At 59.0% G+C, this 25,632-nt stretch carries 17 protein-coding genes, 2 tRNA genes and 2 pseudogenes; 8 read left to right on the top strand and 13 right to left on the bottom strand.

Features of this window, described 5'->3' with window-relative positions; all coding sequences use genetic code 11:
- Window positions 1-3: 3 nt before the first annotated feature.
- Window positions 4-771 (bottom strand): 23S rRNA (guanosine(2251)-2'-O)-methyltransferase RlmB, encoded by a 768-nt coding sequence (rlmB, locus tag ACP7A4_RS16420; RefSeq protein ID WP_059763479.1) that lies wholly within the window; start codon window positions 769-771, stop codon window positions 4-6.
- Window positions 768-3,434 carry a ribonuclease R gene (rnr, locus tag ACP7A4_RS16425; RefSeq protein WP_059763482.1) on the bottom strand — a complete coding sequence of 889 codons (2,667 nt, stop codon included), beginning with the start codon at window positions 3,432-3,434 and terminating at the stop codon, window positions 768-770. Before rnr ends, rlmB begins: the two co-directional genes overlap by 4 nt.
- Window positions 3,435-3,658: 224 nt before the next feature.
- On the opposite strand from rnr, the gene ACP7A4_RS16430 reads away from it, so the two are divergent.
- The 8 genes from ACP7A4_RS16430 to ACP7A4_RS16465 all read left to right on the top strand — a co-directional run bounded on the left by ACP7A4_RS16430 (window position 3,659) and on the right by ACP7A4_RS16465 (window position 12,511).
- A tRNA-Leu gene (locus ACP7A4_RS16430) sits at window positions 3,659-3,745 on the top strand.
- 166 nt (window positions 3,746-3,911) lie between these two features.
- Window positions 3,912-3,998, top strand: a tRNA-Leu gene (locus ACP7A4_RS16435).
- Between the two features lie 192 nt (window positions 3,999-4,190).
- Window positions 4,191-4,697: a sigma-70 family RNA polymerase sigma factor gene (locus tag ACP7A4_RS16440; RefSeq protein ID WP_059763485.1), complete on the top strand. Its 507-nt coding sequence runs from the start codon at window positions 4,191-4,193 to the stop codon at window positions 4,695-4,697.
- 62 nt (window positions 4,698-4,759) lie between these two features.
- Window positions 4,760-5,743 carry a FecR family protein gene (locus ACP7A4_RS16445; protein ID WP_426247794.1) on the top strand — a complete coding sequence of 328 codons (984 nt, stop codon included), beginning with the start codon at window positions 4,760-4,762 and terminating at the stop codon, window positions 5,741-5,743.
- 220 nt (window positions 5,744-5,963) lie between these two features.
- Window positions 5,964-8,705 (top strand): secretin and TonB N-terminal domain-containing protein, encoded by a 2,742-nt coding sequence (locus ACP7A4_RS16450; RefSeq protein WP_426247795.1) that lies wholly within the window; start codon window positions 5,964-5,966, stop codon window positions 8,703-8,705.
- Window positions 8,702-9,811 carry a cytochrome-c peroxidase gene (locus tag ACP7A4_RS16455; RefSeq protein WP_256209920.1) on the top strand — a complete coding sequence of 370 codons (1,110 nt, stop codon included), beginning with the start codon at window positions 8,702-8,704 and terminating at the stop codon, window positions 9,809-9,811. Before ACP7A4_RS16450 ends, ACP7A4_RS16455 begins: the two co-directional genes overlap by 4 nt.
- Window positions 9,812-9,932: 121 nt before the next feature.
- Window positions 9,933-10,958, top strand: coding sequence for an iron ABC transporter substrate-binding protein (locus tag ACP7A4_RS16460; RefSeq protein WP_203303045.1), 1,026 nt, complete (start codon window positions 9,933-9,935; stop codon window positions 10,956-10,958).
- Window positions 10,958-12,511: an ABC transporter permease gene (locus tag ACP7A4_RS16465; RefSeq protein ID WP_048364437.1), complete on the top strand. Its 1,554-nt coding sequence runs from the start codon at window positions 10,958-10,960 to the stop codon at window positions 12,509-12,511. The genes ACP7A4_RS16460 and ACP7A4_RS16465 overlap by 1 nt, the downstream gene beginning before the upstream one ends.
- Before the next feature lie 60 nt (window positions 12,512-12,571).
- Here ACP7A4_RS16465 and ACP7A4_RS16470 read toward each other — a convergent pair.
- From ACP7A4_RS16470 to ACP7A4_RS16520, 11 genes and pseudogenes are all read right to left on the bottom strand, one after another.
- Window positions 12,572-13,066: pseudogene (locus ACP7A4_RS16470) on the bottom strand (methyl-accepting chemotaxis protein); the annotation flags it as partial.
- Window positions 13,067-13,477: 411 nt separating this feature from the next.
- Window positions 13,478-14,506: pseudogene (locus ACP7A4_RS16475) on the bottom strand (methyl-accepting chemotaxis protein); the annotation flags it as partial.
- Between the two features lie 139 nt (window positions 14,507-14,645).
- Window positions 14,646-15,935 (bottom strand): adenylosuccinate synthase, encoded by a 1,290-nt coding sequence (locus tag ACP7A4_RS16480; protein WP_048364439.1) that lies wholly within the window; start codon window positions 15,933-15,935, stop codon window positions 14,646-14,648.
- 54 nt (window positions 15,936-15,989) lie between these two features.
- Complete coding sequence (locus tag ACP7A4_RS16485) at window positions 15,990-17,177, bottom strand: ATP phosphoribosyltransferase regulatory subunit (RefSeq protein WP_059763494.1); 1,188 nt, start codon at window positions 17,175-17,177, stop codon at window positions 15,990-15,992.
- A gap of 323 nt (window positions 17,178-17,500) precedes the next feature.
- Window positions 17,501-18,373, bottom strand: a complete 873-nt coding sequence (hflC, locus tag ACP7A4_RS16490; RefSeq protein ID WP_048364441.1) for a protease modulator HflC — start codon at window positions 18,371-18,373, stop codon at window positions 17,501-17,503.
- Entirely contained in the window at window positions 18,373-19,554 is a 1,182-nt protein-coding gene (gene hflK, locus ACP7A4_RS16495) for an FtsH protease activity modulator HflK (RefSeq protein ID WP_059763500.1), read from the bottom strand. The genes hflC and hflK overlap by 1 nt, the downstream gene beginning before the upstream one ends.
- A 96-nt stretch (window positions 19,555-19,650) precedes the next feature.
- Window positions 19,651-20,952, bottom strand: coding sequence for a ribosome rescue GTPase HflX (hflX, locus tag ACP7A4_RS16500; protein ID WP_048400500.1), 1,302 nt, complete (start codon window positions 20,950-20,952; stop codon window positions 19,651-19,653).
- Between the two features lie 12 nt (window positions 20,953-20,964).
- Window positions 20,965-21,225 carry an RNA chaperone Hfq gene (gene hfq / locus ACP7A4_RS16505; protein ID WP_047273123.1) on the bottom strand — a complete coding sequence of 87 codons (261 nt, stop codon included), beginning with the start codon at window positions 21,223-21,225 and terminating at the stop codon, window positions 20,965-20,967.
- Between the two features lie 90 nt (window positions 21,226-21,315).
- A complete protein-coding gene (gene miaA / locus ACP7A4_RS16510) occupies window positions 21,316-22,296 on the bottom strand; it encodes a tRNA (adenosine(37)-N6)-dimethylallyltransferase MiaA (RefSeq protein WP_048364444.1) in 981 nt (326 codons plus the stop codon).
- Entirely contained in the window at window positions 22,296-24,209 is a 1,914-nt protein-coding gene (gene mutL / locus ACP7A4_RS16515; protein WP_426247796.1) for a DNA mismatch repair endonuclease MutL, read from the bottom strand. The genes miaA and mutL overlap by 1 nt, the downstream gene beginning before the upstream one ends.
- Complete coding sequence (locus tag ACP7A4_RS16520; RefSeq protein WP_426247829.1) at window positions 24,206-25,630, bottom strand: N-acetylmuramoyl-L-alanine amidase; 1,425 nt, start codon at window positions 25,628-25,630, stop codon at window positions 24,206-24,208. The genes mutL and ACP7A4_RS16520 overlap by 4 nt, the downstream gene beginning before the upstream one ends.
- Window positions 25,631-25,632: the final 2 nt, after the last annotated feature.

Consider the following 25,632-nt stretch of genomic DNA (forward strand, 5'->3'; position numbering starts at 1 on the left):
AAATTATTTCTTCTTGGCAGGGGACTTGGCTTTGACGCTGCGCTGACGCAGGGCTTCGAACAGACAAACACCCGTCGCTACCGAAACGTTCAGGCTGCTGACACTGCCAGCCATCGGCAGGCGCACCAGGTAGTCGCAATGCTCGCGGGTCAGGCGACGCATGCCTTTGCCTTCTGCACCCATGATCAGAATGGTCGGGCCGGTCATGTCTTGCTCATACAGCTCTTGCTCGGCCTCGCCAGCTGTACCAACGATCCACAGCCCGCGCTGCTGAAGCTTTTTCAGTGTGGCCGCGAGGTTAGTGACAGCCACCAACGGGATAACTTCAGCCGCGCCGCATGCCACTTTTCGCACAGTCGGGGTCAATGTTGCGGACTTGTCTTTCGGCACGATGACCGCCAGCGCACCGGCAGCATCTGCCGTACGCAAGCAAGCACCCAGGTTGTGCGGGTCGGTCACGCCGTCCAGCACCAAAATCAGCGGTGCGCCTTCGGTACGGTCGAGCAATTCATTGAGCATCGCCTCGCCCCACACCTGGCTGGGGCTTACATCCGCCACAACACCTTGGTGCACGCCTTCAACCCAAACGTCCATTTCACGACGTTCGGCGTTGCCCACCGGCACCCGGCTTTCATCGGCCAGCGTAATCAGGGTCTGTACGCGAGGATCGCTACGACCCTCGGCCAGCCACACCTGCTTGACGCGCTTGGGGTGATGACGAAGCAACGCTTCTACAGCGTGAATGCCGTAGATTTTTTCCAACTGACTCATGACTTAGCCTTAGGTTTGCGCGACCCGCCGCTTTTGGCGGCAGGCGCTGCGCCCGATTTTGGCGGGCCTTTACGATGTTTGCTCGGTTTGGAAGGCTTGCCCGCGTCTTTAGCGGGTGCTGCCCTCCCCGACTTTCCCGGCGCCGATGTCCGACCGCCGCTTTTCGATTCGGCCAGCAACGCCTGTTTCAATTCACGACTCTTGCGCAGCTCGGCATTTTTGGCCGCTGCATCGCCAGGGCGATAGGCATCATCGGTATTTTTGCTGGTTTTGGCGGGTGCCCGACGAGGCGCCTTTGCCGATTCAGCAGGCTTGTCTGTGTCGTAGCCACTCGGTTTGCCAGCAGGCTTGCCGGTTTTGGCAGCAGGCTTTTCAGTGCCACGGTTTTTACGACCGATTGGCGCACTGAGGGTTTTCTCAGCCATTTCGAAGTCGATTTTGCGCTCGTCAAGATCAACGCGCATCACCCGCACTTCGACGGTATCGCCCAAGCGGAAGCTGCGACCGGTGCGCTCGCCCGCCAAGCGGTGATGCACAGGGTCGAAGTGGTAGTAATCGCCCGGCAAGGCCGTGACATGCACCAGACCTTCGACGTAGATGTCGGTCAATTCCACAAACAGACCAAAACCTGTCACGGCAGTGACCACACCCGGGAACGACTCGCCGACGCGGTCTTTCATGAACTCGCACTTAAGCCAGTTGGTCACGTCACGCGTGGCTTCGTCGGCACGGCGCTCACTCATCGAGCACTGTTCGCCAAGCTGCTCAAGTGCCGCTTCGTCGTACGGATAGATGCGCGCTTTCGGAATGGTCATCGCGCCAGCACGACGTACGTGCGGGGTGTCCATTTTGGAATGGATCACACTGCGGATCGCACGGTGCGTGAGCAAGTCCGGGTAGCGACGGATCGGCGAAGTGAAGTGGGTATAGGCTTCGTAATTCAGGCCGAAGTGGCCCTGGTTGTCCGCGCTATAGACCGCCTGACTCAACGAACGCAGCATCACGGTCTGGATCAGGTGGAAGTCCGGACGATCCTTGATGCTGGCCAACAACGCTTGATAATCCTTCGGCGAAGGACCGTCCTTGCCTTTGTGCAGGGTCAAGCCCAGCTCACCCAGGAAGGCACGCAGTTTTTCCAGACGCTCTGGCGGAGGGCCATCATGCACGCGGTACAGCGCAGGGATTTCGTGCTTTTTGAGGAATTCAGCCGTGGCCACGTTGGCCGCCAGCATGCACTCTTCGATCAGCTTGTGGGCATCGTTACGCGTGGTTGGGCGAATCTCAGCGATTTTGCGATCTGCCCCGAAGATGATGCGGGTTTCCTGCGTTTCAAAATCGATCGCACCACGGGTATGGCGAGCCGCCAGCAACACCTTGTACAACGAATAAAGCTGCTTGAGGTGCGGCACAACATCACCGTACTCCGCGCGCAATTGTTTGGCTTCGTTGGTTTTGGCGTGCTCAAGCATCGTGCTGACCTTGTTGTAGGTCAGACGTGCCTGCGAATGGATCACCGCTTCGTAGAACTGGTAGTCGGTCATTTCGCCGGTTTTGGAGATGGTCATCTCGCACACCATCGCCAAACGGTCGACTTTCGGGTTCAGGGAACACAGGCCGTTGGACAGCTCTTCCGGCAACATCGGAATCACGCGCTCAGGGAAGTACACCGAGTTGCCACGTACCTGCGCTTCAGTATCCAGCGCCGAACCGATTTTCACGTAGCTGGAAACGTCGGCAATGGCCACGTACAGCTTCCAGCCACCCGAGAACAGGCGAAGCTTGCCCGGCTTGGCTTCACAGAACACCGCGTCATCGAAGTCGCGTGCATCTTCGCCGTCAATGGTGACGAACGGCAGATGACGCAGGTCGATGCGCTTCTCTTTGTCTTTGTCTTCAACTTCAGGCTTGAGACGACGCGCTTCTTTAACCACAGCTTCTGGCCAAACGTGCGGAATGTCGTACGTGCGCAGGGCAATGTCGATTTCCATGCCCGGAGCCATGTAATTGCCTACCACCTCAAGCACATCACCTTGCGGCTGGAAGCGCGGCGTCGGCCAGTGAGTAATCTTCACTTCAACGAACTGGCCAATCTTGGCACCCGCATTGCGGCCGGGTGTCACCAACACTTCTTGCTGGATTTTCGGGTTATCGGCAACAACAAAACCAATGCCGCCTTCTTCGAAGTAACGGCCGACGATGGTTTCGTGAGCGCGTGATACCACTTCGACAATCACGCCTTCACGGCGACCACGGCGGTCCAGCCCCGAAACACGGGCCAGCGCACGGTCACCATCAAACACCAGGCGCATCTGCGACGGGCTCATGAACAGGTCGTCACTGCCGTCATCCGGGATCAGAAAGCCGAAGCCGTCACGGTGACCACTGATGCGGCCGAGAATCAGGTCGAGCTTATCCACCGGTGCATAAGTGCCACGGCGGGTGTAAATCAATTGTGCATCGCGCTCCATCGCTCGCAAGCGACGGCGCAGGGCTTCGATCTGGTCTTCCGTGGTAAGACCAAACTCTTCTACCAACTGCTCGCGAGCAGCTGGCGAGCCACGCTCGGCCAGATGCTGAAGGATCAGCTCGCGGCTAGGGATAGGGTTTTCGTATTTTTCCGCTTCACGTGCGGCCTCGGGATCGAGGGTCTGCCAATCGGCCATTAGATAGTTTTCACCTTGTCTATATGCGGGTTAGTTTGGCATACGCGTATTGAAACGGGAAATTTCGGACTCACTCAGAGCCTTAATAGTCCTTTCTGACGCGCTTTGCCGCTGTTGTCCCACCGTTCGCGAAATATTTTGGATATTTTTATTCACAACGCTTTACAGGTCAAAGGGTCATCCGTATAGTGCGCGCCATCGACAACGGCAACGTTGAAGATGCTGCCCAGATGGTGAAATTGGTAGACACGCCAGCTTCAGGTGCTGGTGATCGCAAGGTCGTGGAAGTTCGAGTCTTCTTCTGGGCACCAATTTAGAGATGCAGATTAGTACAATCTTCAGCCTCACACAAAAACCCGCGAAAGCGGGTTTTTGCATTCTAAGCCCCTGATTTAATAAAACTAAAACAGGGGGTTTACAGATTTAAAAGCGCTCCGTATAGTGCGCCACATCAACAGCGGCAACGTTGCTGATACTGCCCAGATGGTGAAATTGGTAGACACGCCAGCTTCAGGTGCTGGTGACCGCAAGGTCGTGGAAGTTCGAGTCTTCTTCTGGGCACCAATTCAGGTTTACAGCTTCACGCTGTAAACCACTCAAAAAGCCCGCGAAAGCGGGCTTTTTAGTTTCTGTCATTCAGCCTCCCGCCTTTTATCAGACCTTCTATCAGCCCTTCGATACTGTGTTTGATAATCCATCTCAATCGCACTAATATCCGGCCATCTTCAGATCGCTCCTGCGTACTCCTGGAAACCCGTGCCCGACACCAACGAACGGCTTCAACTCTACCTCACGCATCGACATGCCCTGGTGGACTACGCCGCCCCTATCGTGGGCTGCCGCGCCAAGGCCGAAGACGTGGTGCAAGACGCCTGGCTGCGATTCAACCAAGGGGCAGACAACGCCAACCCTTTGACCCAACCCGTTGGCTACCTCTATCGAATCGTGCGCAACCTGGCCTTTGACCTCAATCGCCGCACCAGCCTTGAAAATCGCCACACCACGCGTGAAGACGCGCTGGATGAGCACATTTCCAACACCCCGTCACCCGAGCAGCAAGCGCTGCATGTGGACGAGCTGCGCAAATTGCAACATGCTCTGTCCCGCTTGCCCGAGCGCACACGCCAAGCGTTCATCCTGCATCGCTTACAGGGCCTGACATTTCAGCAAATTGGCGCCCAACTGGGGATTTCTGTCAGCCTGGCCCACCAATTGGTACGCGACGCCCTGACCTACTGCGCGGAACAACTGAGCGATGACTGACTTTTTCGACCTGCCACCATGCTTCGTGCCCACTCACGGTTTTGATACGGGCAGCATGTTCCGTGGCGCCTGATAACCCGAACCCAATCTGGGAAACCGCGCTCGACTGGCTGCTGCTGATCCAGCAACACCCTGACGACCCCGACCTGACTCAGCGCCTGAACGACTGGCGCGCCAGCGCTCCCCAACATGACGCGGCCTACCGCAAAGCGCTAAAAGTCTGGCGCCTGAGCGGTGAAGCGCTGAGCTTGGCGCAGGAGCCAACCCCCGCACCCGCCGCTCCCCCCGCGCCGAGGCTTGCGCCTGCACCCCTTCGATCTAGCCGCCGTAAGCGCTCACTCATCGGCGCGGCCGTCGCCGCCTGCGCCGTGTTCATGCTGCTACCGGACTGGCCAGCTTTGCGCGCCGACTGGCATAGCCCAATGGCCGAACACCGCGACATTATTTTGAGCGACGGCAGCCGCGTGCAACTCGACAGCAACAGCCTGATCGATGTGCAATTTGACCCGCAGCAACGGGAGGTCACGCTGTTACGCGGCCAGGCATTTTTCTCGGTGAAGCCCGATGCCACACGCGCGTTTTACGTGAAGGCGGGGTCTGTGCGTGTGCGCGTCACAGGGACTGAATTCGCCGTGAGCCTGAATGACAGCAACGTTGACGTCAGCGTCCAAAGCGGCACCGTCGTGGTCAAAACCCCGGATTCGTCTGCTCGCCCTGAGCACGTGCTGCATCACGGCGACCAATTAAGCTACCGCGCCACCCATCAAACCACCCGCCTGGCTCAATTGCCCGACGAACAAATTGCGCCGTGGCGCCGCTGGCAATTGGTAGCGATTGATCAATCGGTGGACGACGTCGTGTCGCACTTACGGCGTTATCAGCCAGGACTGATTGTGCTGACGGACAAAGCGCTCGGCCAACGGCGCATTACCGCCGTGTTAAACCTGCGCGACCCCAAGCGTGCGTTGCAGGCCGCCATCGCCCCGCTGGGTGGGCGCGTGCAAGACAGCGTGCCCTATACGCTGATCGTTTCGGCAAAACCTTAGCCCAGTAGACGCTGGCGAAGGTTGCGACAAAGGCTTACAGCGCAAGCCTTCGCAGCTTTCGCCAGCTCCCACAGGCTTCGTACTGACCCCGGTTTGCATGCGCGGATAATTATTTTCGTTTATTTCTGGAAATCCTTTGGCGCCGAGAGTCTTTACCTACGAACGTCACTGATAAAGATTCGCATTAGTGACTATGACGTTTCATTTCGTAGGTCATCTCATGCCTTCTTCGCGTTTGTGCTGCGCCCGCTTTGCTCGTCATCTGTCGTTACTGCTGACTTTCTGGCTCGTGTTACCTGCGCTGGCCAACGCCGCCCAACCCCATTTTGAAATTGCGGCGCAACCATTGGCCTCCGCGCTGGTTGCGTTTTCTCAGCAATCGGGCTGGCAAGTCAGTGCAGAAAGCACCTTGCTCACCGATCGGAGCAGCCCGGCCGTTACGGGCGATATGAGCCCCGAGAAAGCCCTGGCCCGGTTGCTCGATGGCAGCAACCTGCAATGGGAGGTCACCTCTGCCGACAGCGTGTCGATCCTGCCGCCTACCGACAGCAATGTGCTGCTGATCAAAAGCACGCCCATCACTGCCTTGGACTCGACGTTTCAGGGCGAGCAAACCATTGACCGGGCAATGATCGACAGCCTGCCTGCCGGCAACGGTGACATCACCAGCTTGCTGCGCACCAACCCCAATGTGCAATTCGATAACAACCAGTTAAACAGCAAATCCCCCGGTGAAATCGCCCCGGCCAACATCAGCATCAACGGCGCCCAACCCTGGCAGAACCTGTTCATTGTCGACGGCATGAACATGAACAACGACCTCGACCCCGGCAACACCAACGATGACATGGACGAAATACCGGGCCGCAGCCAGGGCCTGGCGCTCGACACTGACCTGCTCAGTGAGATCAAGGTCTATGACAGCAACGTGCCCGTGGAATACGGTGGTTTCAATGGCGGCGTGGTGCAGGCCAACACCCGCGACCCCAGCATGGACCTGCACGGCAAACTGTCGGTACAAATGACGCGTTCGCAGTGGACCCGCTATCACCTGAACGAAGATGACCCCGACCTCGAAAATTATGAGGCTGGCTTCGGTAACAGCTCGCAGCCCGATTTTAAAAAGGTCATCACCCGCGCCACGCTAGAAGGGCATTTAACCGAGAACTTCGGTTTGTTGGGCAGCTTCTCGCGCAAGGATTCGACCATTCCGACCCGCGTCTTCTCAGTCGCCAACCAGACCGACACCGCCAATGCTGCCCAGGTGCAGACCCGGCGCATCGACAACTACTTCCTCAAAGCCGCCTGGCAAATTAACGAAGACTGGAAACTCGATGTCAGCGTGACCCATGCACCGGAAACCGCAGAGACGTTTGGCCCCAACGCCATTCTCTCCGGGCGGGAGATGACCGCCGGGGGCGACAGTGTCAGCGCACGCATGGTGTGGAATGCGCCCCTGGCCAGGGTTGAGCAAAACATCAGCTGGAGCCAAATGAACACCTCTCGCACATCAGACAGCGATTACATGGTGTTCTGGCGCGCATCGACCTCCAAGAACTGGAGCAATCTGGCGATGGCCACCGAAGGCGGTTTCGGCGATATCGAAGAGGCGCAGAAAACCCTGGCCTACAAACTGAAAGCCGACTGGAACACCGTCAACTGGCTGGGCGTCGATCACGCCGTGCAAACCGGACTTGAGCTGGCGCAGAACGCCGTGATGTACGAACGCGACTCGCCCTACACCAGCTATTCAGTGGCCAAGGCCACCGCCTGCCCACCCAACGACTCTCTGTGTTCGATGGGCCAGACCACCAATGGCTGGGGCGGACAATACGCCAACAAAAAAACCGTGACTCAGGGTAAAACGTCCTTCGATACACGCTCTTGGGCGCTCTACCTTCAAGACGAAATGCGCTACAAGCGCCTGACCGTACGTCCCGGCCTGCGTCTGGACGGCGATGACTACATGAACCAAGTCACCCTCGCGCCGCGATTCGCCATCGAGCTGGATGTATTCGGTAATGGCCAGACCCGCCTCACCGGTGGCGCCAACCGTTATTACGGACGCAACCTGTACGCCTACAAATTGCGCGACGGCGTGGCCGCCATGAACACCGAATACACCCGCCCCAACCCGTCCGCCGAGTGGGAAATGAGCAAACGCGTACCCAACGACAGCCAGTTCAATCAGTTGAAAGTACCCTATGACGACGAACTCACCTTGGGCTTGAGCCATGTGCAATGGGACACCGAGTTTGCCGTCAAGTACGTCAACCGCAAGGGCCGCGAACAGGTGAGCCGTGCCTGGGGTTCACAAATTGGCGCACCCACGGACGACCCCACCACCCTGGCCGCCAATTACTACACCTATTACAACGGCGGCAAAAGTGAAGCCGATATTTACACCCTGACCATCACCCCGCTGCACCCCTTTGTACTGGGCAGCACCCGCACCAGCGGGCAGTTCGCCATGGACTGGAGCAAGGTGCAAAACACAGGGCTGTCCAACTACAGCGCCAACATTGGCGCCACGTATGTCGACGACCCGACGATTCAATACGACGGCAAGTTCATGAAGTATTCCGACATGCCCGCGAGTAATTACAACCGCCCCTGGACGGCACGCCTGACCACCGTCACCGAAGTCGAACCCCTGCACCTGACCTGGAGCAACTTCCTGCGTTACCGCGACGGCTACCGGCGCATCGCAGCCACCGGCAAAACCACTGAATTCCAGGGCGCTGCCGTGCGCGTGTGGGAAGAAACGCCGTTTTCCGGCGCCCTGACCTGGGACACCCGCCTCGCCTGGGCGATGCCCACAGCCAAGGATCAGACGGTGTTCGTCAACCTCGATGTCACCAACCTGCTGGACAAGCAAATCGTCAGCACCACCGACACCACGGGCCTGACCACCTTTGAAGTGGGTCGCCAGTTCATGGTCGAAGTGGGGTACACATTTTGAAGCGCATTATCCTGCTCAGCGTGTTCGGCCTCGGATTGGTCGCGCCAGCCTGCAACGTGAACGCCGCCCCCTGCGACACAACGTCTGCCGACTACACACACTGCATCGCCAACCTGTATCGCCAGCCGGTTGCCCAGTGGCCCGCACCTACCGTGGACGCCGATGTGAAATGGCAAGAGATGGCCGCCCTCCCCGCCCATGCGCCTGCACCGCCCGACAACCCGTTCACTGACGCCAAGGCCGAACTCGGCAAAAAACTGTTCAACGACCCCAAACTCTCGCGTTCCGGCCAGATTGCCTGCGCCTCCTGCCATGAAGCCGACATGGCGTTTGCAGATGGGCGACGCGTTTCATTTGGCCACGACCGCCAAAGCGGTCGACGCAACGCCCCAAGCCTGGTGATGAGCGGCTACAGTCAGACCCTGTTCTGGGACGGACGGGGCGCCGGCCTGGAACAACAGGCCATGCACCCCATCATCGACCCAGTAGAAATGGCCTTCGATATCCCGCAATTGCTGCAACGGCTCAATTCAGACGCAGCCTACAGCGCGCAGTTTGCCCAAGTGTTTGGCCCCGGCCCGATTACTCAGCAAAACACCGCAAAAGCCTTGGCCACCTTTCAGCGCACGCTGGTGACCGCCACGCGCAACACCGGGTTCGAGCAACTGCTGCGCGGGCGCCCGCAGCGTATGAACGACGAGCAGTTGTACGGCCTGCACCTGTTTCGCACCAAGGCCCGCTGCATGAACTGCCACTTCGGGCCGGCGTTGAGCGACGAGCAATTTCACAACGTTGGCCTGAGTTATTACGGACGCAAATACGAGGACCTCGGGCGTTACGAAGTGACCGGTAAGCCCGCAGACGTCGGGGCTTTTCGCACGCCGTCGTTGCGTCTGGTCAGCAAAACCGCGCCGTGGATGCACAACGGCCTGTTTGTGAACATGCAAGGCACGCTGGCGTTCTACAACATGGGCATGCCGCGCCCGCGCCCCACCGCACAACAGGTAAACGATCCGCTGTTCCCGAGCACCAGTGAACGCCTGAAAGCACTGAACATGGACAAGGATGAACTGCGGGCCTTGCGCAGTTTTCTGGACACACTTTGAAGGAGGCGGCATCACAGTTGGTCGCGTTTGCGCAATTGGACGCTGGGTCAAGCGCACTTGAGAAACGATATCGTTTATTATTGTTACAAGTTTTGTAGTACCCAAGCGAGGAACCCAGCGAATGATGCTCCGAAATACCCAGCTTGCGACATTCCTACTGCGCGGCCTGTCCATCGCCGCTCTTGGTCTGACACTGACCGCACCTACCGCCTACGCCGCAGATAAAGTTTCCCTGACGCTGTACAACGGCCAGCACAAGGAAGTCGGCGACAACCTCGCCGCAGCCTTCGAAGCCAAGACCGGCATTCACGTCAATGTGCGCAAAGGCAGCAGCAACCAATTGGCCAGCCAGATCATGGAAGAAGGTGATCGCTCGCCCGCCGACGTGTTCTACGCCGAAGAATCCCCGCCATTGAACAACCTGGGTGAACAGGGTTTTCTGGCCAAGGCCGATGACGCCACGCTACAAGCCCTGCCCAAAGAGTACGTAGCGACCAATGGCACGTGGATTGGCGTCACTGCGCGCACCCGCGTCGTGGCCTTCAACCCGAAAAAGATTGATGAAAAAGACCTGCCCAAATCGGTGATGGATTTCGCTGATCCTGAATGGCAAGGCAAAATCGGCTTCGTGCCCACCAGCGGCGCGTTCCAGGAACAAGCCGTGGCCATCATCAAACTGCACGGCCGTGAAGCCGCTGAAGAATGGCTGACTGGCCTGCGGGCATTCGGCAAAACCTACACCAACAACATGGTTGCGCTCAAAGCCGTGGAAAACGGCGAAGTAGCGGCGGTACTGGTCAACAACTACTACTGGTTCGCTTTGCAGCGCGAGAAAGGCCAACTGGATTCCAAGCTGCATTACTTCACCGATGGCGATGCGGGCGGCTTGATCACCGTGTCCAGCGCCGGCGTGCTCAAGGCCAGCAAACACCCTAAAGAAGCCCAGCAGCTGCTGGCGTACATGGCCAGCGAAGAAGGTCAGCGCGTGATCACCAACACCACGGCTGAATACCCGATGCGCAAAGGCATGGTCTCGGAGCGCGGCCTCAAGCCGTTCGAGGAGCTGCAACCACCGAAAGTGACACCGGCTGACTTGGGCAATGCCGAAGAAGCGCTGGACCTCGAACGCGACGTTGGCCTGCTCTGATGCTGTCGGTCGCCCAACCTGCCCGCTTCACCCTCAAACGCAAACGGCCTTCGATCTGGCTGCTGCTGCCCGTCCTGTTGCTGGTGGGTTTAAGCCTGTTGCCGTTGCTGTATGTCGGCACCAAAGCGTGGCAGGCCGGGTGGGCGCAAGCGGTGCACATGTTGTGGCGCCCTTATGTGTTCGACCTGATGCGCAACACCTTGCTACTGATGGTCGGTGTGACCGTGGTGTGCGCAGTGGTCGGCCTTTCGCTGGCCTGGTTGCTGGAACGCAGCAACCTGGCGGGACGACGCTTGTGGGGGGTGATTTTGTGCCTGCCTTTTGCAGTTCCGGCATTCGTCAGCAGCTTCACCTGGGTGTCGCTCAGTTCAAGTTTTGAAGGTCTGGGCGGCGCGATTCTGGTGATGAGCCTGTCCAAGTACCCGCTGATTTTCCTGCCGGTGGCGGCAACCTTGCGCAACCTCGACCCGGCGCTTGAAGAGTCGGCCCGCACCCTGGGCCAGAACCGCTGGGGGGTGTTTTTCAGAATCACCTTACCGCTGCTCTGGCCGTCGCTGCTGGCAGGTTCGCTGCTGATTGCCCTGCACATGCTGGTCGAGTTCGGCGCGCTGTCGATCATCGGCCTGCAAACCTTCACCACGGCTATTTATCAACAGTTTGAGCTGGAGTTCAGCAACGCCAATGCGGCCATGCTGTCCGCCGTTTTGCTGGTGATGTGTTTGACGCTGTTGTGGCTGGAACTCAAAGTGCGCGGCAAGGGCCGCCATGTGCGGATTGGCCAGGGTGCGGCGCGGCATGCCGGGCAGGTTAACCTGGGCACATTGGCACTGCTCGGCCAGTTGTATTGCCTGGCGCTGGCGATTGTGGGCAGCGGCATCCCGCTGGGGATGCTGGTGTACTGGCTGATCAAAGGCAGCTCTGCGGCGTTCCCCGTTGCACAAATCGGTGAAGCATTGCTCTCCTCGGTGTCGCTGGCGCTGGGGGGTGCTGCGTTGTGCCTGGTGCTGGCGGTGCCGGTCGGGTTGCTGGTGGTGCGTTACAAAGGCCAATTGGCGATCTGGGCCGAACGCTTGCCGTATCTGCTGCACGCTCTGCCGGGACTGGTGATTGCCCTTGCACTGGTGTATTTCGCGCTGCACTGGGTGCCTGCGCTGTATCAGACCTCGGCGCTGTTGCTGATCGCTTACGCCTTGCTATTTCTGCCGCTGGCGCAGGCACCGATCCGTACCGCACTGAACAAGGCCGCGCCACAGCTTGAAGAAGCTGCGCGTACGCTGGGCGCTTCTTCGTTCTCGGCGTTTTGCCGGGTGACGTTGCCCATCATCTTTCCGGCGTTGGGTGCGGCGTTTGCACTGGTGTTCCTTGATGCGATGAAGGAGCTGACCGCGACCCTGCTGCTCAGCCCGACCGGGCTTAATACGCTGGCGACACAAGTGTGGTCGCACACCTCGAACATCGAGTTTGCAGCGGCGGCGCCGTATGCGGCGCTGTTGATTCTAGTGTCGGGGTTGCCGGTGTATTTGCTGACTACGCGGATGTATTTGAGTCGATAAAACGCCCTTCACCCCGCCCCTCTCCCGCGCAGGAAAGGGGTGGAGTGAAGGCTTTTGGTTTCAGGCCCTGAATTGCCCCAGGCTCGCTTTAAGTTGCGCAGCCAATCCGTCCAGCACTTTGCCACTGGCCGTGGTTTCATTCACCGCCTGCGCAGCACGCTCAGCCTGTGCATGAATTATTTCTACACGCCCGCGCACCGCCTGCGCACCTTGCGCTTGATGCGCTGCGGCACGGGTCGCATCACCAATGGCCGCGTGTACTTTTTCCACGGACGACTGCACGCTTTTCTGCAGCTTCACGCTGCCACGCAACACGTCCAGCCCCTCCGTAGCTTGACGCCCCGCCAGGCCGATAGCCGTCACGGCCTCTTTCGCACCTTGCTGCAACGCCACAATGTGCGCCTGAATATCTCCAGTTGAGCTTTGGGTCTTACTCGCCAACGCCCGCACTTCATCAGCGACCACCGCAAAACCACGCCCGGTTTCCCCCGCTCGCGCCGCTTCAATCGCCGCGTTCAGCGCCAGCAGGTTGGTTTGCTCGGCAATGCCGTGAATCACGGTCAACACCACCTCGATCTGCTCACTTTGCTGGGCCAGGCGCTCAATCACTTTGGCGCCCGCCCCCACCTGCCCCGCCAGCGCCTCAATCAGCCCGCCCACTTGCGCGGAGGTGCGTGTGTTTTCATCCGTGGCCTGACGAATATCCAACACTTGTTTAAGCGCTGCCTGCATCGCCTGACTCTCAGACTGCGCCGCATCAGCCATCGTTGATAACGCCTCAAGGCTTTGCGCCACTTCATCACGCTGCAATTGTGCAGCGGCATCGGCCCCGGCATTGCGCAGGGTCATGGCACCAATCTCGACGCCGGTACGCTGCGCCACATCGCCCGCCTCACGCACGATGGGCTGCAACTTGTCGACGAAACGATTGACCGCTGCCGCCATGTCGCCAATCTCATCCTTGCTGTTGAGGCCCACACGCTTGGTCAAATCGCCCTCACCGGCCGCCAGATCGTTCAGCGCCGCGATCAACAGCAGCAATTTGTTGACCACACGCCGCCCCAGCACGACGGCCACCAACAGCAACACACCCAACCCCACAATCGCCAACCCCAGCCCCATACGCCAGCGCAACGTGTCCGCGGCGTCGCGCACGGTGGCAGCGGTATTGGCCTGCATCTGCGCTGCCGCGGTTTGCGCCGAGGCCAAGCGGGTACGTAACGCGCCCGCGCTGTCACTGGCCGCGCCTTGCAGGCTTTCATCGACCAATTGCTCACTGCTGACAATCAGCTGCGAAAAACGATGATCAAGCGCTACCAGGTCTTGCTCAATCGAGGCAGTGGAGACGCCCATCAGCACCTTGCCAATCTCCACGCCATTGGGGCTGATAGGGGCTTCGAGGTAGTAGACGGCGGGGTCATGCCGCGCGGCATCCAGCACTTTGTCCAGCGCGCGGTCGCCTTTGCCTTTTTCCAGCAGTGCTTTGTTGATGGGATTTTCGCGGTTCAGGTAGCGCGTCAGATGCTGACCCGTGGCGTCGTCGTACACCACAAACAGCACATTGGGATTGCGCTGAGCACGACGTGCGAATTCGGACAGCGTCGGCACATCGCTGTCCCACATAGCCCGAGGCGCCACTGCCGCCAGCAGTTGCGCCATATCGTTGGCCGAGTCCATCAGGCTCTTTTCCAGCGTCGCCCGAACCTGCGCTTGCTCATCTTTCAAGCGCGGGGACAAACCCGCCGTCAACCGTTGTCGGGTACTGGCAGAAAGTCCCTCCAGACTGCCTTTCACCTCGCGTGCGGCCTGTTCAAGTTCGGCGGAGAGTTTCTGGCTGTCGGTGCCCAGGCGCGCGTCCAAATCTGCTTCTAACGCGGTGACTGTGCTCCGAGTCAGTGCAACAGCGACCAGTACCTGCACCAAAAGAGCGATACCGAGGGTAACGAACACGGGTCGCAACAGACGGCTTTGTAACAGTGAAAGAATGGCTGACATGAAGAACCCCTCTACGGCGGTGCCATTACATTGATGGCACCCTTGATGGGTTCTCTACAGCAAGGGTCGTGCCGCACACCGGGGCGGGGCAAAAACAACAAAGGGCCCCGAAGGGCCCTTTGTTTTACAGCACGACGACTTAAGCGAACGGGTGACGCAGAACGATGGTTTCGTTGCGGTCCGGACCTGTCGAAATGATGTCGATCGGCGCGCCGATCAGTGCTTCTACGCGCTTGATGTAAGCACGCGCGTTTTCTGGCAGCTCTTCCAGGGTTTTGGCGCCCACGGTCGATTCAGTCCAGCCCGGCACTTCTTCATACACAGGCTGTAGGCCCACGTAGCTGTCAGCGTCGGTCGGTGCGATCTCGTTACCTTCTGCATCTTTGTAGCCAACGCAGATGTTGATGGTGTCCAGACCGTCGAGTACGTCCAGCTTGGTCAGGCAGATGCCCGAGATGCTGTTCACATCGATAGCGCGACGCAGGATAACGGCATCGAACCAGCCGCAACGACGTGCGCGGCCAGTAGTGGCGCCGAACTCGTGGCCTTGCTTGGCCAGGTGAGCGCCGACGTCGTCGAACAGCTCAGTCGGGAACGGACCCGAACCTACACGCGTGGTGTAAGCCTTGGTGATGCCCAGGATGTAGTCCAGGAACATCGGGCCAACACCTGAACCGGTCGCAACGCCACCCGCGGTGGTGTTGGAGCTGGTCACGTACGGGTAGGTGCCGTGGTCGATGTCGAGCAACGAGCCTTGAGCGCCTTCGAACATGATGTCTTTGCCAGCGCGACGCAGGTCGTGCAGCTCAGCGGTCACGTCCAGCATCAGCGGCTTGAGCAGCTCGGCGTACTCTTTGCACTCGGCCAGGGTCTTGTCGAAGTCGATGGCAGGCTCTTTGTAGTAACCGACCAGCATGAAGTTGTGGTAGTCCACCAATTCACGCAGTTTGGCTTCAAAGCGCGGCATGTTCAGCAGGTCGCCAACACGCAGGCCACGACGTGCAACCTTGTCTTCGTAAGCCGGGCCGATGCCGCGACCGGTCGTACCGATCTTCAGCTCGCCACGGGCTTTTTCACGGGCCTGGTCCAGCGCCACGTGGAACGACAGAATCAGCGGGCAAGACGGGCTGATACGCAGGCGCTCACGCACCGGTACGCCTTTCTCTTCCAGCTTGATGATTTCACGCAGCAGGGCATCGGGTGCAACCACGACGCCGTTGCCGATCAGGCATTGCACGCCTTCGCGCAACACGCCCGACGGAATCAGGTGCAATACGGTTTTTTCGCCGTCGATCACCAATGTGTGGCCAGCATTGTGGCCACCTTGGTAACGCACTACAGCGGCAGCATGTTCGGTCAGCAGATCAACGATCTTGCCTTTGCCCTCATCACCCCATTGGGTGCCCAGGACTACGACATTCTTACCCATAACACTTGTCCTCATTCGCGCAAACTTGGTGCCGGCTGTCGCCGGCAGGAAAACTCAAGAAGCCAGCGGCACTACTTGCCACAAGCCGTTCTGCTGAATCAATTGGCGGTCGCAGTCTGCCTCATGGGCGCCAGCCTGCTGTTGCCCAGGCAACGCCTGAACCACACGCTGACCTTCACTGCGAAGCTGGCAAACCTGCTGCCAGAGTGCCGCATCCGTGCTGTCAGGCATCCAGATACCGCCAGACGGCAACTCGACCTGCGCCCGCCCCAGGGTCACCAGGGTTTTCAAATCGGTCGAAAAGCCGGTTGCCGGCCGGGCACGCCCGAACACAGCACCAATGTCGTCATAACGACCGCCCTGAGCGATGGAATCCCCAACGCCCGGTACAAAAACCGCAAACACCACACCTGTGTGGTAGTGATACCCACGCAACTCACCCAGGTCAAAGTACAGCGGCAACTGCGGGAAACGCACAGACAACCGCTCGGCAATTGCCAACAAGTCGTCCAGAGCGGCCAACACAGGGGCCGGAGCCTTGGCCAGACGCTCACGCGCAGCAACCAGAACGTCGTGGCCGCCACACAAATCAACCAGTGCCTGCAGCATGCCAGCCAAATCAGCCGGCAAGCCTTGGGTCAAGGCCGTTACTTCGTCGATCGCTTTGCGTTGCAGAGCGTCGAACAATTGTTGTTCTACTTCAACCGACAGGTTGGCCGCACGGGCCAACCCACGATAAATACCGACATGCCCCAGGTCCATGTGGACATCCGGGACGTCAGCCAGTTGCAGCATGGCCAGCATCAGGCTGATGACTTCAACATCGCTGCTCGGGCTCGCATCGCCATACAACTCGGCGCCCAACTGGATCGGGCTGCGCGAGGAAGACAAACCGCGAGGCTGTGCATGCAGCACGCTACCGGCATAGCACAAGCGGCTTGGGCCGGCGCGTCGCAAGGTATGCGCATCGATGCGCGCCACTTGCGGCGTGATGTCTGCACGAAAACCCATCTGGCGACCCGTTTGCGGGTCAATCACCTTGAAGGTCCGCAGATCGAGATCCTGGCCAGCCCCGGTCAACAGGGATTCCAGGTATTCGATATGCGGGGTGACGACGAACTCATAGCCCCAGCTCTGGAACAGATCCAACACCTGACGGCGCGCCACTTCGATGCGAGCGGCTTCAGGTGGAAGTACTTCTTCGATGCCATCTGGCAAGAGCCAGCGGTCTACCGTTGCCATTACGCCATTCCCCTATGATCCGGGCGGCCAGCCAGCAGGCGAGCCTTGAGTAAAGCAGAACGTGGCTGCGTCTTGAACGCGCACAGCAAAAAAGCCCTAAACGAAAGGCTCACACAGCACATTCCTCGAAAAATCTGCCGACGCTGTACCAGCCGATCGGGCAATCAAACATGCAGACGCAAAAAAGCCGGGAATTTCCCGGCTGCCGCATCATACACACGTTTTCTAAAAGGATCACCCCGCCAGGCCATTTGCCCGCCCGGCGGAGTGAATACATGCATTTGATACGCACTGTGGGAGCGAGCTAGCTCGCACCTACAGGGTTATTGCGGCTTGGACTTTTCCAGGTAACGGAAGAAGTCACTGCTTGGGTCCAGCACCAGTACATCGCTCTTGTTCGCAAAGCTTTCGCGGTAAGCACGCAGGCTGCGATAGAACTTGTAGAACTCCTGGTCCTGGCCATAAGCCTTGGAGTAAATCGCGGCAGCTTGAGCGTCACCATCACCGCGTGCTTCTTCAGACTGACGATACGCCTCAGCCAGCAGAACACGACGTTGACGGTCGGCGTCAGCACGAATGCCTTCTGCCAGCTCGTTACCTTTGGCCCGGTGCTCGCGTGCTTCACGCTCACGCTCGGTGCTCATGCGTTCGAAAACGCTGCGGTTTACTTCTTTTGGCAAGTCGATGGCCTTGACGCGAACGTCGACCACTTCGATGCCCAGCTCTTTTTCAGCCATTTTGTTCAGCGACGCGGTGATGTCAGCCATCAACGCATCACGCTCACCCGACACCACTTCGTGCAGGGTGCGCTTACCGAACTGGTCGCGCAGGCCGGATTCCAGACGACGCGACAAACGCTCGTCAGCAATCTGCTTCATACCCGAGGTGGCGGTGTAGAAGCGCTCGGCATCTTTCACGCGCCACTTGGCGAAGGCATCAACCATCACAGCTTTCTTTTCCAGCGTCAGAAAACGCTGCGTCGGCGCATCCAGCGTCATCAGGCGGGCGTCAAACTTGCGCACCTGGTTAACGTAAGGAATTTTCACGTGCAGGCCCGGCTGGACATCCGCCTGAACCACACGGCCGAAACGCAACATGACTGCGCGTTCGGTTTGCGAAACGATGTAGAAGCTGTTCCAGGCAACCACTGCCACGACAACGCCGACAATAAGGGCGATCAGCGATTTATTGCTCATCAGCGGCTCTCCCTGGTACGCGGCTGTTGCGCCTGATCGGTGCTGACATGCGAAGCAGCATCGTTGTTGGTGCTCGCTGCGGCGGCCGAACCCGTTGCCGGGGTGCTGCCATTACGGCCTTCAATCATTTTGTCCAACGGCAGATAAAGCAGGTTGCTCTGGCCGTTTTTGTTACCGGTCACGAGTACCTTGCTGGTATTGCTGAAGACATCTTGCATGGTGTCCAGGTACAGACGATCACGCGTAACTTCGGGTGCTTTGCGGTACTCGGCAACCAGTTTGGTAAAGCGGTCAGCCTCACCCTTGGCACGCGAAACCACTTCATCACGGTAGCCGTTGGCATCTTCGATGATGCGCTGAGCCTGACCGCGCGCTTCCGGCACCACGCCATTGGCGTAGCTTTCTGCCTGGTTGCGGGCACGTTGCTCGTCTTCACGGGCGCGAATCACGTCGTCAAAGGCTTCCTGCACTTCACGCGGTGCAGCTGCGTTCTGTACGTTGACCTGCGTTACGGTGATACCGGTCTTGTAGGTATCGAGGAAGCGTTGCAGACGCTCCTTGATTTCTACAGCCATCTGCTCACGGCCTTCGGTCAGCACTTTGTCCATCGAGGTCGAACCCACGACGTGACGCAAGGCGCTGTCTGTAGCCTGTTGCAGACTGATTTCCGGTTGATCAACGTTGAGCACGAAGTCGCGCAGGTTGCTGATCTTGTACTGCACGGTCAGCGGCACTTCGACGATGTTTTCGTCTTCAGTCAGCATCTGGCCCTGCTTGGTGTACGCACGCTCACGCGTCACGTTCTCCATGTACTTTTTGTCGAACGGCGGGAAATAAATGTTCAGGCCCGGCCCAACGGTGTCGTAGTACTTGCCCAGGCGCAGCACAACAGCTTGCTCCTGCTCGTCGACTACATAAACCGCGCTGTACAGCCAGACGGCTGCCATGACGACCAGTACGATGCCCAGCACGCCAAAGCCGGCGCTTTTGCCGCCGCTTGAGCCGCCATCGCTACCGCCTGTACGTTTTTTCCCACCACCGAACAACCCATTCAGGCTTTCCTGCAGCTTTCGGAAGGCCTCGTCGAGATCTGGTGGTCCCTTGCGGTCGCCATTTTTAGGGCGTTTGCCACCCCAAGGATCTTGATTATTCGAGTTGCCACCCGGCTCATTCCAAGCCATAGCGCTCTCCATCTGATAAAGCAAAGACGCGCCCACGGCGCGCCGACCAATGCTACAGAATGCCTATCACAGCGGCACGACCGCTTTGCGAGGCTTTTATTGCAAAGTGTGTTCTTCGATGAACGCTGCTGGCTCCAACCCTTCGCGGCTGACCAGGCGATTAAGCTCGGCTCGCGGCAGGCGAACGTCCAGCAGGCAGACCCCTTCATCGTCATGTGCTTCTTTTTGCACTGCACCCAATTCGAAGAATTGCGCACGCAGTCGAGCAAATCGCTGCGGCAAGCGCAAGGTGGCGACGAACAAATCGTTGCCCAACAACTCGGCGATGGCCTGTTCCAGCAGCTCCAGCCCTGCACCGTCACGGGCCGACAACCAGACCCGCTGCGGTTTGCCATCGGCATCACGCTGGATCTGCGGCTCAACCGCTTCAAGCAAATCGATTTTGTTGTAGACCTCAAGGATCGGCAAGTCCTGAGCGCCAATCTCGCCCAAAACCACCATCACCTGCTCGATCTGCGCCATGCGCTCCGGTTCGTGTGCATCAATAACATGCAGCAACAAGTCCGAATTGCTCGACTCTTCGAGCGTAGACCGGAAAGCCTCAACTAGCTTGTGCGGCAAGTGACGAATAAAGCCCACGGTGTCGGCCAGTACGATGGGCCCCAGGTCGGCCAGATCAAGACGGCGCAAGGTGGGGTCAAGCGTGGCGAACAATTGGTCAGCGGCGAACACTTCAGAGCCGGTGACCGCATTGAACAGCGTGGATTTCCCGGCGTTGGTATAGCCCACCAGCGACACCGTAGGAATGTCGGCGCGTTGGCGCCCTCTACGTGACTGCTCGCGTTGACTGCGGACTTTTTTCAGACGGGCCTTGATCTGGCTCATGCGCACACGCAGCAGGCGACGGTCGGTTTCGAGCTGGGTTTCACCCGGCCCACGGCTACCAATGCCACCGCCTTGACGCTCAAGGTGGGTCCAGCCGCGCACAAGACGCGTGCTCATGTGGTCAAGCTGGGCCAGTTCAACCTGGAGCTTGCCTTCATGGGTACGGGCGCGTTGAGCAAAGATGTCGAGAATCAGCCCGGTACGGTCAAGCACGCGACACTCGAAAACACGTTCGAGGTTTCGCTCCTGACTGGGCGTGAGGACGTGATTGAAAATCACGATGTCGACCTTCTCGGCCTTGACCAGGTCGCGTAACTCTTCGACCTTGCCAGTGCCAATCAAGTACTTGGCCGATGGCCGATGACGCGGCACGTTAAAAAACGCGACGGTCTCGGCGCCGGCCGATACAGCTAACTCCTGGAACTCCTGCGGATCTTCGCGCGCCTCAGGGTCCTGACCTTCCAAGTGAACGAGGATCGCTCGCTCACCACCACCGTGGCGCTCAAAGAACAAAGCAGACTCCTATCAAGCGTTACCTGGTTCAGCGTCTGCCTGTTCCGATTCTGCTGCGCTTGGCAGACGAATTGGACGTACAGGAACGACTGTCGAGATAGCGTGTTTGTAAACCATTTGGCTGACGGTGTTTTTCAGCAGAATCACGAACTGGTCGAAAGACTCGATAGTCCCCTGCAGCTTGATCCCGTTGACCAGGTAGATGGAAACGCCAACCTTCTCTTTACGCAAAGTATTCAAGTAAGGGTCTTGTAGCGAATGCCCTTTTGACATATGCCGCACTCCTGTAAGGATAAAAAATAGAAACAAAATGTAGAGGGTCGATGACGCCACACCCATAGGATAGACGGCATTTCTGGAGACTCAGCTCAATATGGAGACCGATCCCAGGTATTTCAAGGCTCGTGGCAGATTGTCGCAGGCCAGGCTGTCAAGCCAATGCAGGTCATCCCAACCGCGCAACCAGGTGAACTGTCGCTTGGCCAATTGGCGCGTGGCAATGATGCCGCGCTCCTTCATCTCGGCCTGTGACAGCTTGCCGTCAAGGTAGTCCCAGACTTGTCGATAGCCCACTGCACGTATAGACGGCAACCCCGCATGAAGGTCACTTCTAGTCCGCAGGGCTAGGACCTCATCAATGAACCCCTGTTCCAGCATTTGCCCGAATCTTTGTGCAATTCGCTCATGCAGTACCTGACGATTCGCCGGGGCGATGGCCAGATTCGCGACAGTATAGGGCAATTGACTGGAGCCTGAAGCCGCTGCTTTAGTAGATTGTTCAGATTGTTTCAAGCGATGGGCTGTCATGCTCAAACCGCTGACCCGATAAACCTCCAGCGCCCGCGTCAAACGCTGCGGATCGTTGGGGTGAATGCGCGCGGCCGACTCGGGATCAATCGCTGCCAACTGCTCGTGCAAGGCTTGCCAGCCCAGGCGCTGAGCCTCTTCTTCAAGCTGCGCCCGCACCTCTGGATCGGCGGCGGGCATGTCAGCCAGACCGTCAGTCAGGGCCTTGTAATACAACATGGTGCCGCCCACCAGCAGCGGAATATTGCCGCGCGCGGTGATCTCGGCCATCGCCTTGAGTGCATCGGTACGAAAGTCAGCCGCCGAATAGCTTTGAGCCGGGTCGAGGATGTCGATCAACTGGTGCGGATGTTTAGCCAAAATGTCGCGCGAGGGCTTGGCGGTGCCAATGTCCATGCCGCGATAGACCAGCGCCGAATCGACGCTGATCAGCTCACACGGCAATACCTTGCTCAGCTCGATGGCCAAGTCGGTTTTGCCGGCAGCCGTGGGGCCCATCAAGAAAATGGCGGGGGGTAAAGCGTTGGAACCTGTCATCAGCGACCGCGCAAAAAGAGTTTGTCCAAGTCGTCCAGGCCCATTTGGGTCCAGGTGGGACGACCATGATTGCACTGACCACTGCGCTCGGTGTTTTCCATGTCACGCAACAAGCCGTTCATTTCAGGGATCGCCAAGCGGCGGTTGGCCCGAATGGCACCGTGGCATGCCATGGTCCCAAGCAGCTCGTTGAGGTGGGCCTGAATCCGGTCACTGGTGCCGTATTCCATCAGATCAGCCAGCACGTCGTGTACCAGACGCTGCGCCTCGGCCTGCTTGAGCAACGCCGGGATTTGGCGGATGGCCAGGGTTTCGGGGCCAAGGCGTTGCAACTCGAAGCCCAGGCGCTGGAACCACTCGGCGTGTTCTTCGGCACAGTCGGCTTCACGCTGACTGACCGCAATCGACTCCGGCACCAGCAATGGCTGCCCGCTCAGCCCTTCACTGGCCATAGCGATTTTCAGCCGCTCGTACATGATGCGCTCGTGCGCGGCGTGCATATCGACCAGCACCAGCCCTTGGGCGTTTTCCGCAAGGATATAAATGCCCTTGAGCTGCGCCAACGCAAAGCCTAACGGCGGGATATCACCCTGCCCGTCCGGTAGCGGCGCGGCATTGGCTTCAGGCAACGGTGCAAAGAATTCGCGGTAGGCATTGCGGGCTTCTTCGGCGGGCACAGCAGGTGCTGAAGGCTGAGGGCGATATTGATACTGATAACCCGCCCCCGCACCTGAACCGGCAACGTGCGGCATCGGCGCGGCTTGCTGCTGTTCCAGCGCATGGGCGGCCAGGCGCATTTCGCCTTGCGGGCCAAACTCACCCGCATCCAGACCGCTCGCACGCTCGCCCCCCGGCACAGGCGCCGGGGCGGCCAACTGGTCTTCGGGGCGCACATCACCCAACGCACGGTGCAAGGTGCCGTACAAAAAGTCATGCACCATGCGTCCGTCACGAAAACGCACTTCGTGCTTGGTCGGGTGAACGTTGACGTCGACCACCGCAGGGTCGACTTCAAAAAACAGCACAAACGTCGGATGCCGACCGTTGAACAGCACGTCGCGGTACGCCTGACGCACCGCATGCGCCACCAGTTTGTCGCGCACGGCACGGCCGTTCACATAGAAGTACTGCAAGTCGGCCTGGCTGCGCGAGAACGTCGGCAAGCCGACCCAACCCCACAAATGCAGGCCGTTGCGTTCAACCTCAATCGGCAGCGCCTGCTCCAAAAAGGCCGAGCCGCACACCGCCGCCACACGCCGTGCGCGAGCGGTGTCGTCACGTGCTTCATGCAGGTTGAGGATGGTTTTGCCGTTGTGGCGCAGGTTGAACGCCACGTCGAAACGCGCCAACGCCAAACGCTTGATCACTTCTTGCAGGTGATCGAATTCGGTTTTTTCGGTTTTGAGAAACTTGCGCCGCGCCGGGGTGTTGAAAAACAGGTCGCGCACTTCCACCGAGGTCCCGACCGGGTGTGCGGCAGGCTGAACCCTGGGCGCCATGTCGCGCCCCTCAGTTTCGACCTGCCAGGCCTGATCGGCGCCACGGGTGCGCGAGGTCAAGGTCAGGCGTGCCACCGAACTGATGGAGGCCAGCGCTTCTCCGCGAAAACCGAGGCTCATCACCCGCTCGAGGTCTTCAAGATCACGGATCTTGCTGGTGGCGTGACGCGCCAGCGCCAGCGGCAAGTCGTCACTTGAGATACCGCTACCATCGTCGCGCACGCGCAACAATTTGATGCCCGCCTGCTCCACGTCCACATCAATACGCTTGGCGCCCGAGTCGAGGCTGTTTTCCAGCAACTCTTTTATCACCGAGGCCGGACGCTCAACCACTTCGCCTGCTGCAATCTGGTTAGCCAGGCGCGGGCTGAGCAGTTCAATGCGCGTATTGGCGTTCAACTCACCGTCACTCATTGCTTGGACACCAACTCACTGGCCGGAATGTTGAGGGTCTGGCCGATTTTCAACTCATCGCTTTTCAGGCTGTTGCTGGAGCGCAACGTCGCCACGCCCACTTGATAACGCACGGCAATCATGGCCAGCGTTTCACCGGGTAGCACGCGGTGTTCGCGCGCGCCCTGGGCAATTTTGCCGGTGTCGCGCAACCAGGCGATGTAAGTGCCCGGTGGCGGGTTCTGCTGGAAGAACTGCCGCACGCCGCTGCTGATCGAACGCGCCAGCGCCTGCTGGTGGTTGGAGGAAGCCAGTTTCGACGCTTCGTTGGCGTTAGAGATAAACCCGGTTTCGACCAGAATCGACGGGATGTCCGGCGATTTCAGCACCATAAACCCGGCTTGCTCTACGCGCTGCTTGTGCAGCGGCGTGACGCGGCCGATGTTGGTCAGCACTTTTTGGCCCACGTTCAGGCTTGAGGTCAGCGACGCGGTCATCGACAGGTCGAGCAGCACACCCGCCAGCATGCGGTCCTTGTCATCGAGGCTGACGTTGCCGGCACCGCCGATCAAGTCAGAACGGTTTTCACTGTCCGCCAGCCAACGCGCTGTTTCAGAGGTTGCGCCGCGTTCAGACAACGCAAACACCGAGGCACCAAAAGCGGCCTTGGACGGTGCCGCGTCAGCGTGGATCGACACAAACAGGTCGGCGCCCTTTTTACGGGCGATTTCGGTACGACCGCGCAACGGAATAAAGTAGTCGCCTGTACGGGTCAGCTCAGCTTTAAAGCCTTTCATGCCGTTGATTTGGCGTTGCAACTCTTTGGCAATCGCCAGCACCACGTCTTTTTCACGCTGGCCCGCAGAGCCGGATGCACCGGGGTCTTCACCACCGTGGCCAGCGTCAATTACCACGACCACGCTGCGCTTGCCACTCGGGATCGGCGGCAGTTTCACATCAGGCTGCGCCGGGGTGACCGGCACCACAGGGACTTTTGCCACGTTGGTCGCGGGCAGGCTTGGCGCCAGATCAACACCCTGGTCATACAGGTCGACCACAAGGCGATTGCCGTACTGCGCGTTCGGCGCCAGCACAAAGCTCTTCGGGGTCACCGGTTTTTTCAGGTCGATGACCACGCGCAAATCGGTGGGCGTGCGTTGCGCAGAACGCAAGCTGGTGATCGGCGTGTTGGCCATCGGCACGTTCAACGCGCCTGCCAGGGTTGCACCGTTGATATCAATCACCAGCCGATCTGGCGACGTCAGGGTGAATACGCTGTGCTGCACGGGACCTGCGAGGTCAAACACCAAACGGGTGTTGTCCGGAGCACGCCACAAACGCACACTTTTTACCTGGGTCGCGGCCACGGCATTGACGGCCATGACACTGAGCAACACACCCACCACACTGACTAACGCGCGAAAGCGCATACCAAACCCCATCA

It is taken from the genome of Pseudomonas sp. TWR3-1-1 (assembly GCF_049896545.1).
GTDB classification, from domain to species: Bacteria; Pseudomonadota; Gammaproteobacteria; order Pseudomonadales; family Pseudomonadaceae; genus Aquipseudomonas; species Aquipseudomonas weihenstephanensis.

Bases quoted from the DNA above. Each gene is read 5' to 3' on its own strand.
- hflC (WP_048364441.1), bottom strand. From the start codon at position 18,373: ATGAGCAATAAATCGCTGATCGCCCTTATTGTCGGCGTTGTCGTGGCA.
- ACP7A4_RS16480 (WP_048364439.1), bottom strand. From the start codon at position 15,935: ATGGGTAAGAATGTCGTAGTCCTGGGCACCCAATGGGGTGATGAGGGC.
- rlmB (WP_059763479.1), bottom strand. From the start codon at position 771: ATGAGTCAGTTGGAAAAAATCTACGGCATTCACGCTGTAGAAGCGTTG.
- ACP7A4_RS16520 (WP_426247829.1), bottom strand. From the start codon at position 25,630: ATGGGGTTTGGTATGCGCTTTCGCGCGTTAGTCAGTGTGGTGGGTGTG.
- ACP7A4_RS16450 (WP_426247795.1), top strand. From the start codon at position 5,964: ATGCCTTCTTCGCGTTTGTGCTGCGCCCGCTTTGCTCGTCATCTGTCG.
- ACP7A4_RS16465 (WP_048364437.1), top strand. From the start codon at position 10,958: ATGCTGTCGGTCGCCCAACCTGCCCGCTTCACCCTCAAACGCAAACGG.
- miaA (WP_048364444.1), bottom strand. From the start codon at position 22,296: ATGACAGGTTCCAACGCTTTACCCCCCGCCATTTTCTTGATGGGCCCC.
- rnr (WP_059763482.1), bottom strand. From the start codon at position 3,434: ATGGCCGATTGGCAGACCCTCGATCCCGAGGCCGCACGTGAAGCGGAA.
- hfq (WP_047273123.1), bottom strand. From the start codon at position 21,225: ATGTCAAAAGGGCATTCGCTACAAGACCCTTACTTGAATACTTTGCGT.
- hflK (WP_059763500.1), bottom strand. From the start codon at position 19,554: ATGGCTTGGAATGAGCCGGGTGGCAACTCGAATAATCAAGATCCTTGG.
- ACP7A4_RS16460 (WP_203303045.1), top strand. From the start codon at position 9,933: ATGATGCTCCGAAATACCCAGCTTGCGACATTCCTACTGCGCGGCCTG.
- ACP7A4_RS16485 (WP_059763494.1), bottom strand. From the start codon at position 17,177: ATGGCAACGGTAGACCGCTGGCTCTTGCCAGATGGCATCGAAGAAGTA.
- mutL (WP_426247796.1), bottom strand. From the start codon at position 24,209: ATGAGTGACGGTGAGTTGAACGCCAATACGCGCATTGAACTGCTCAGC.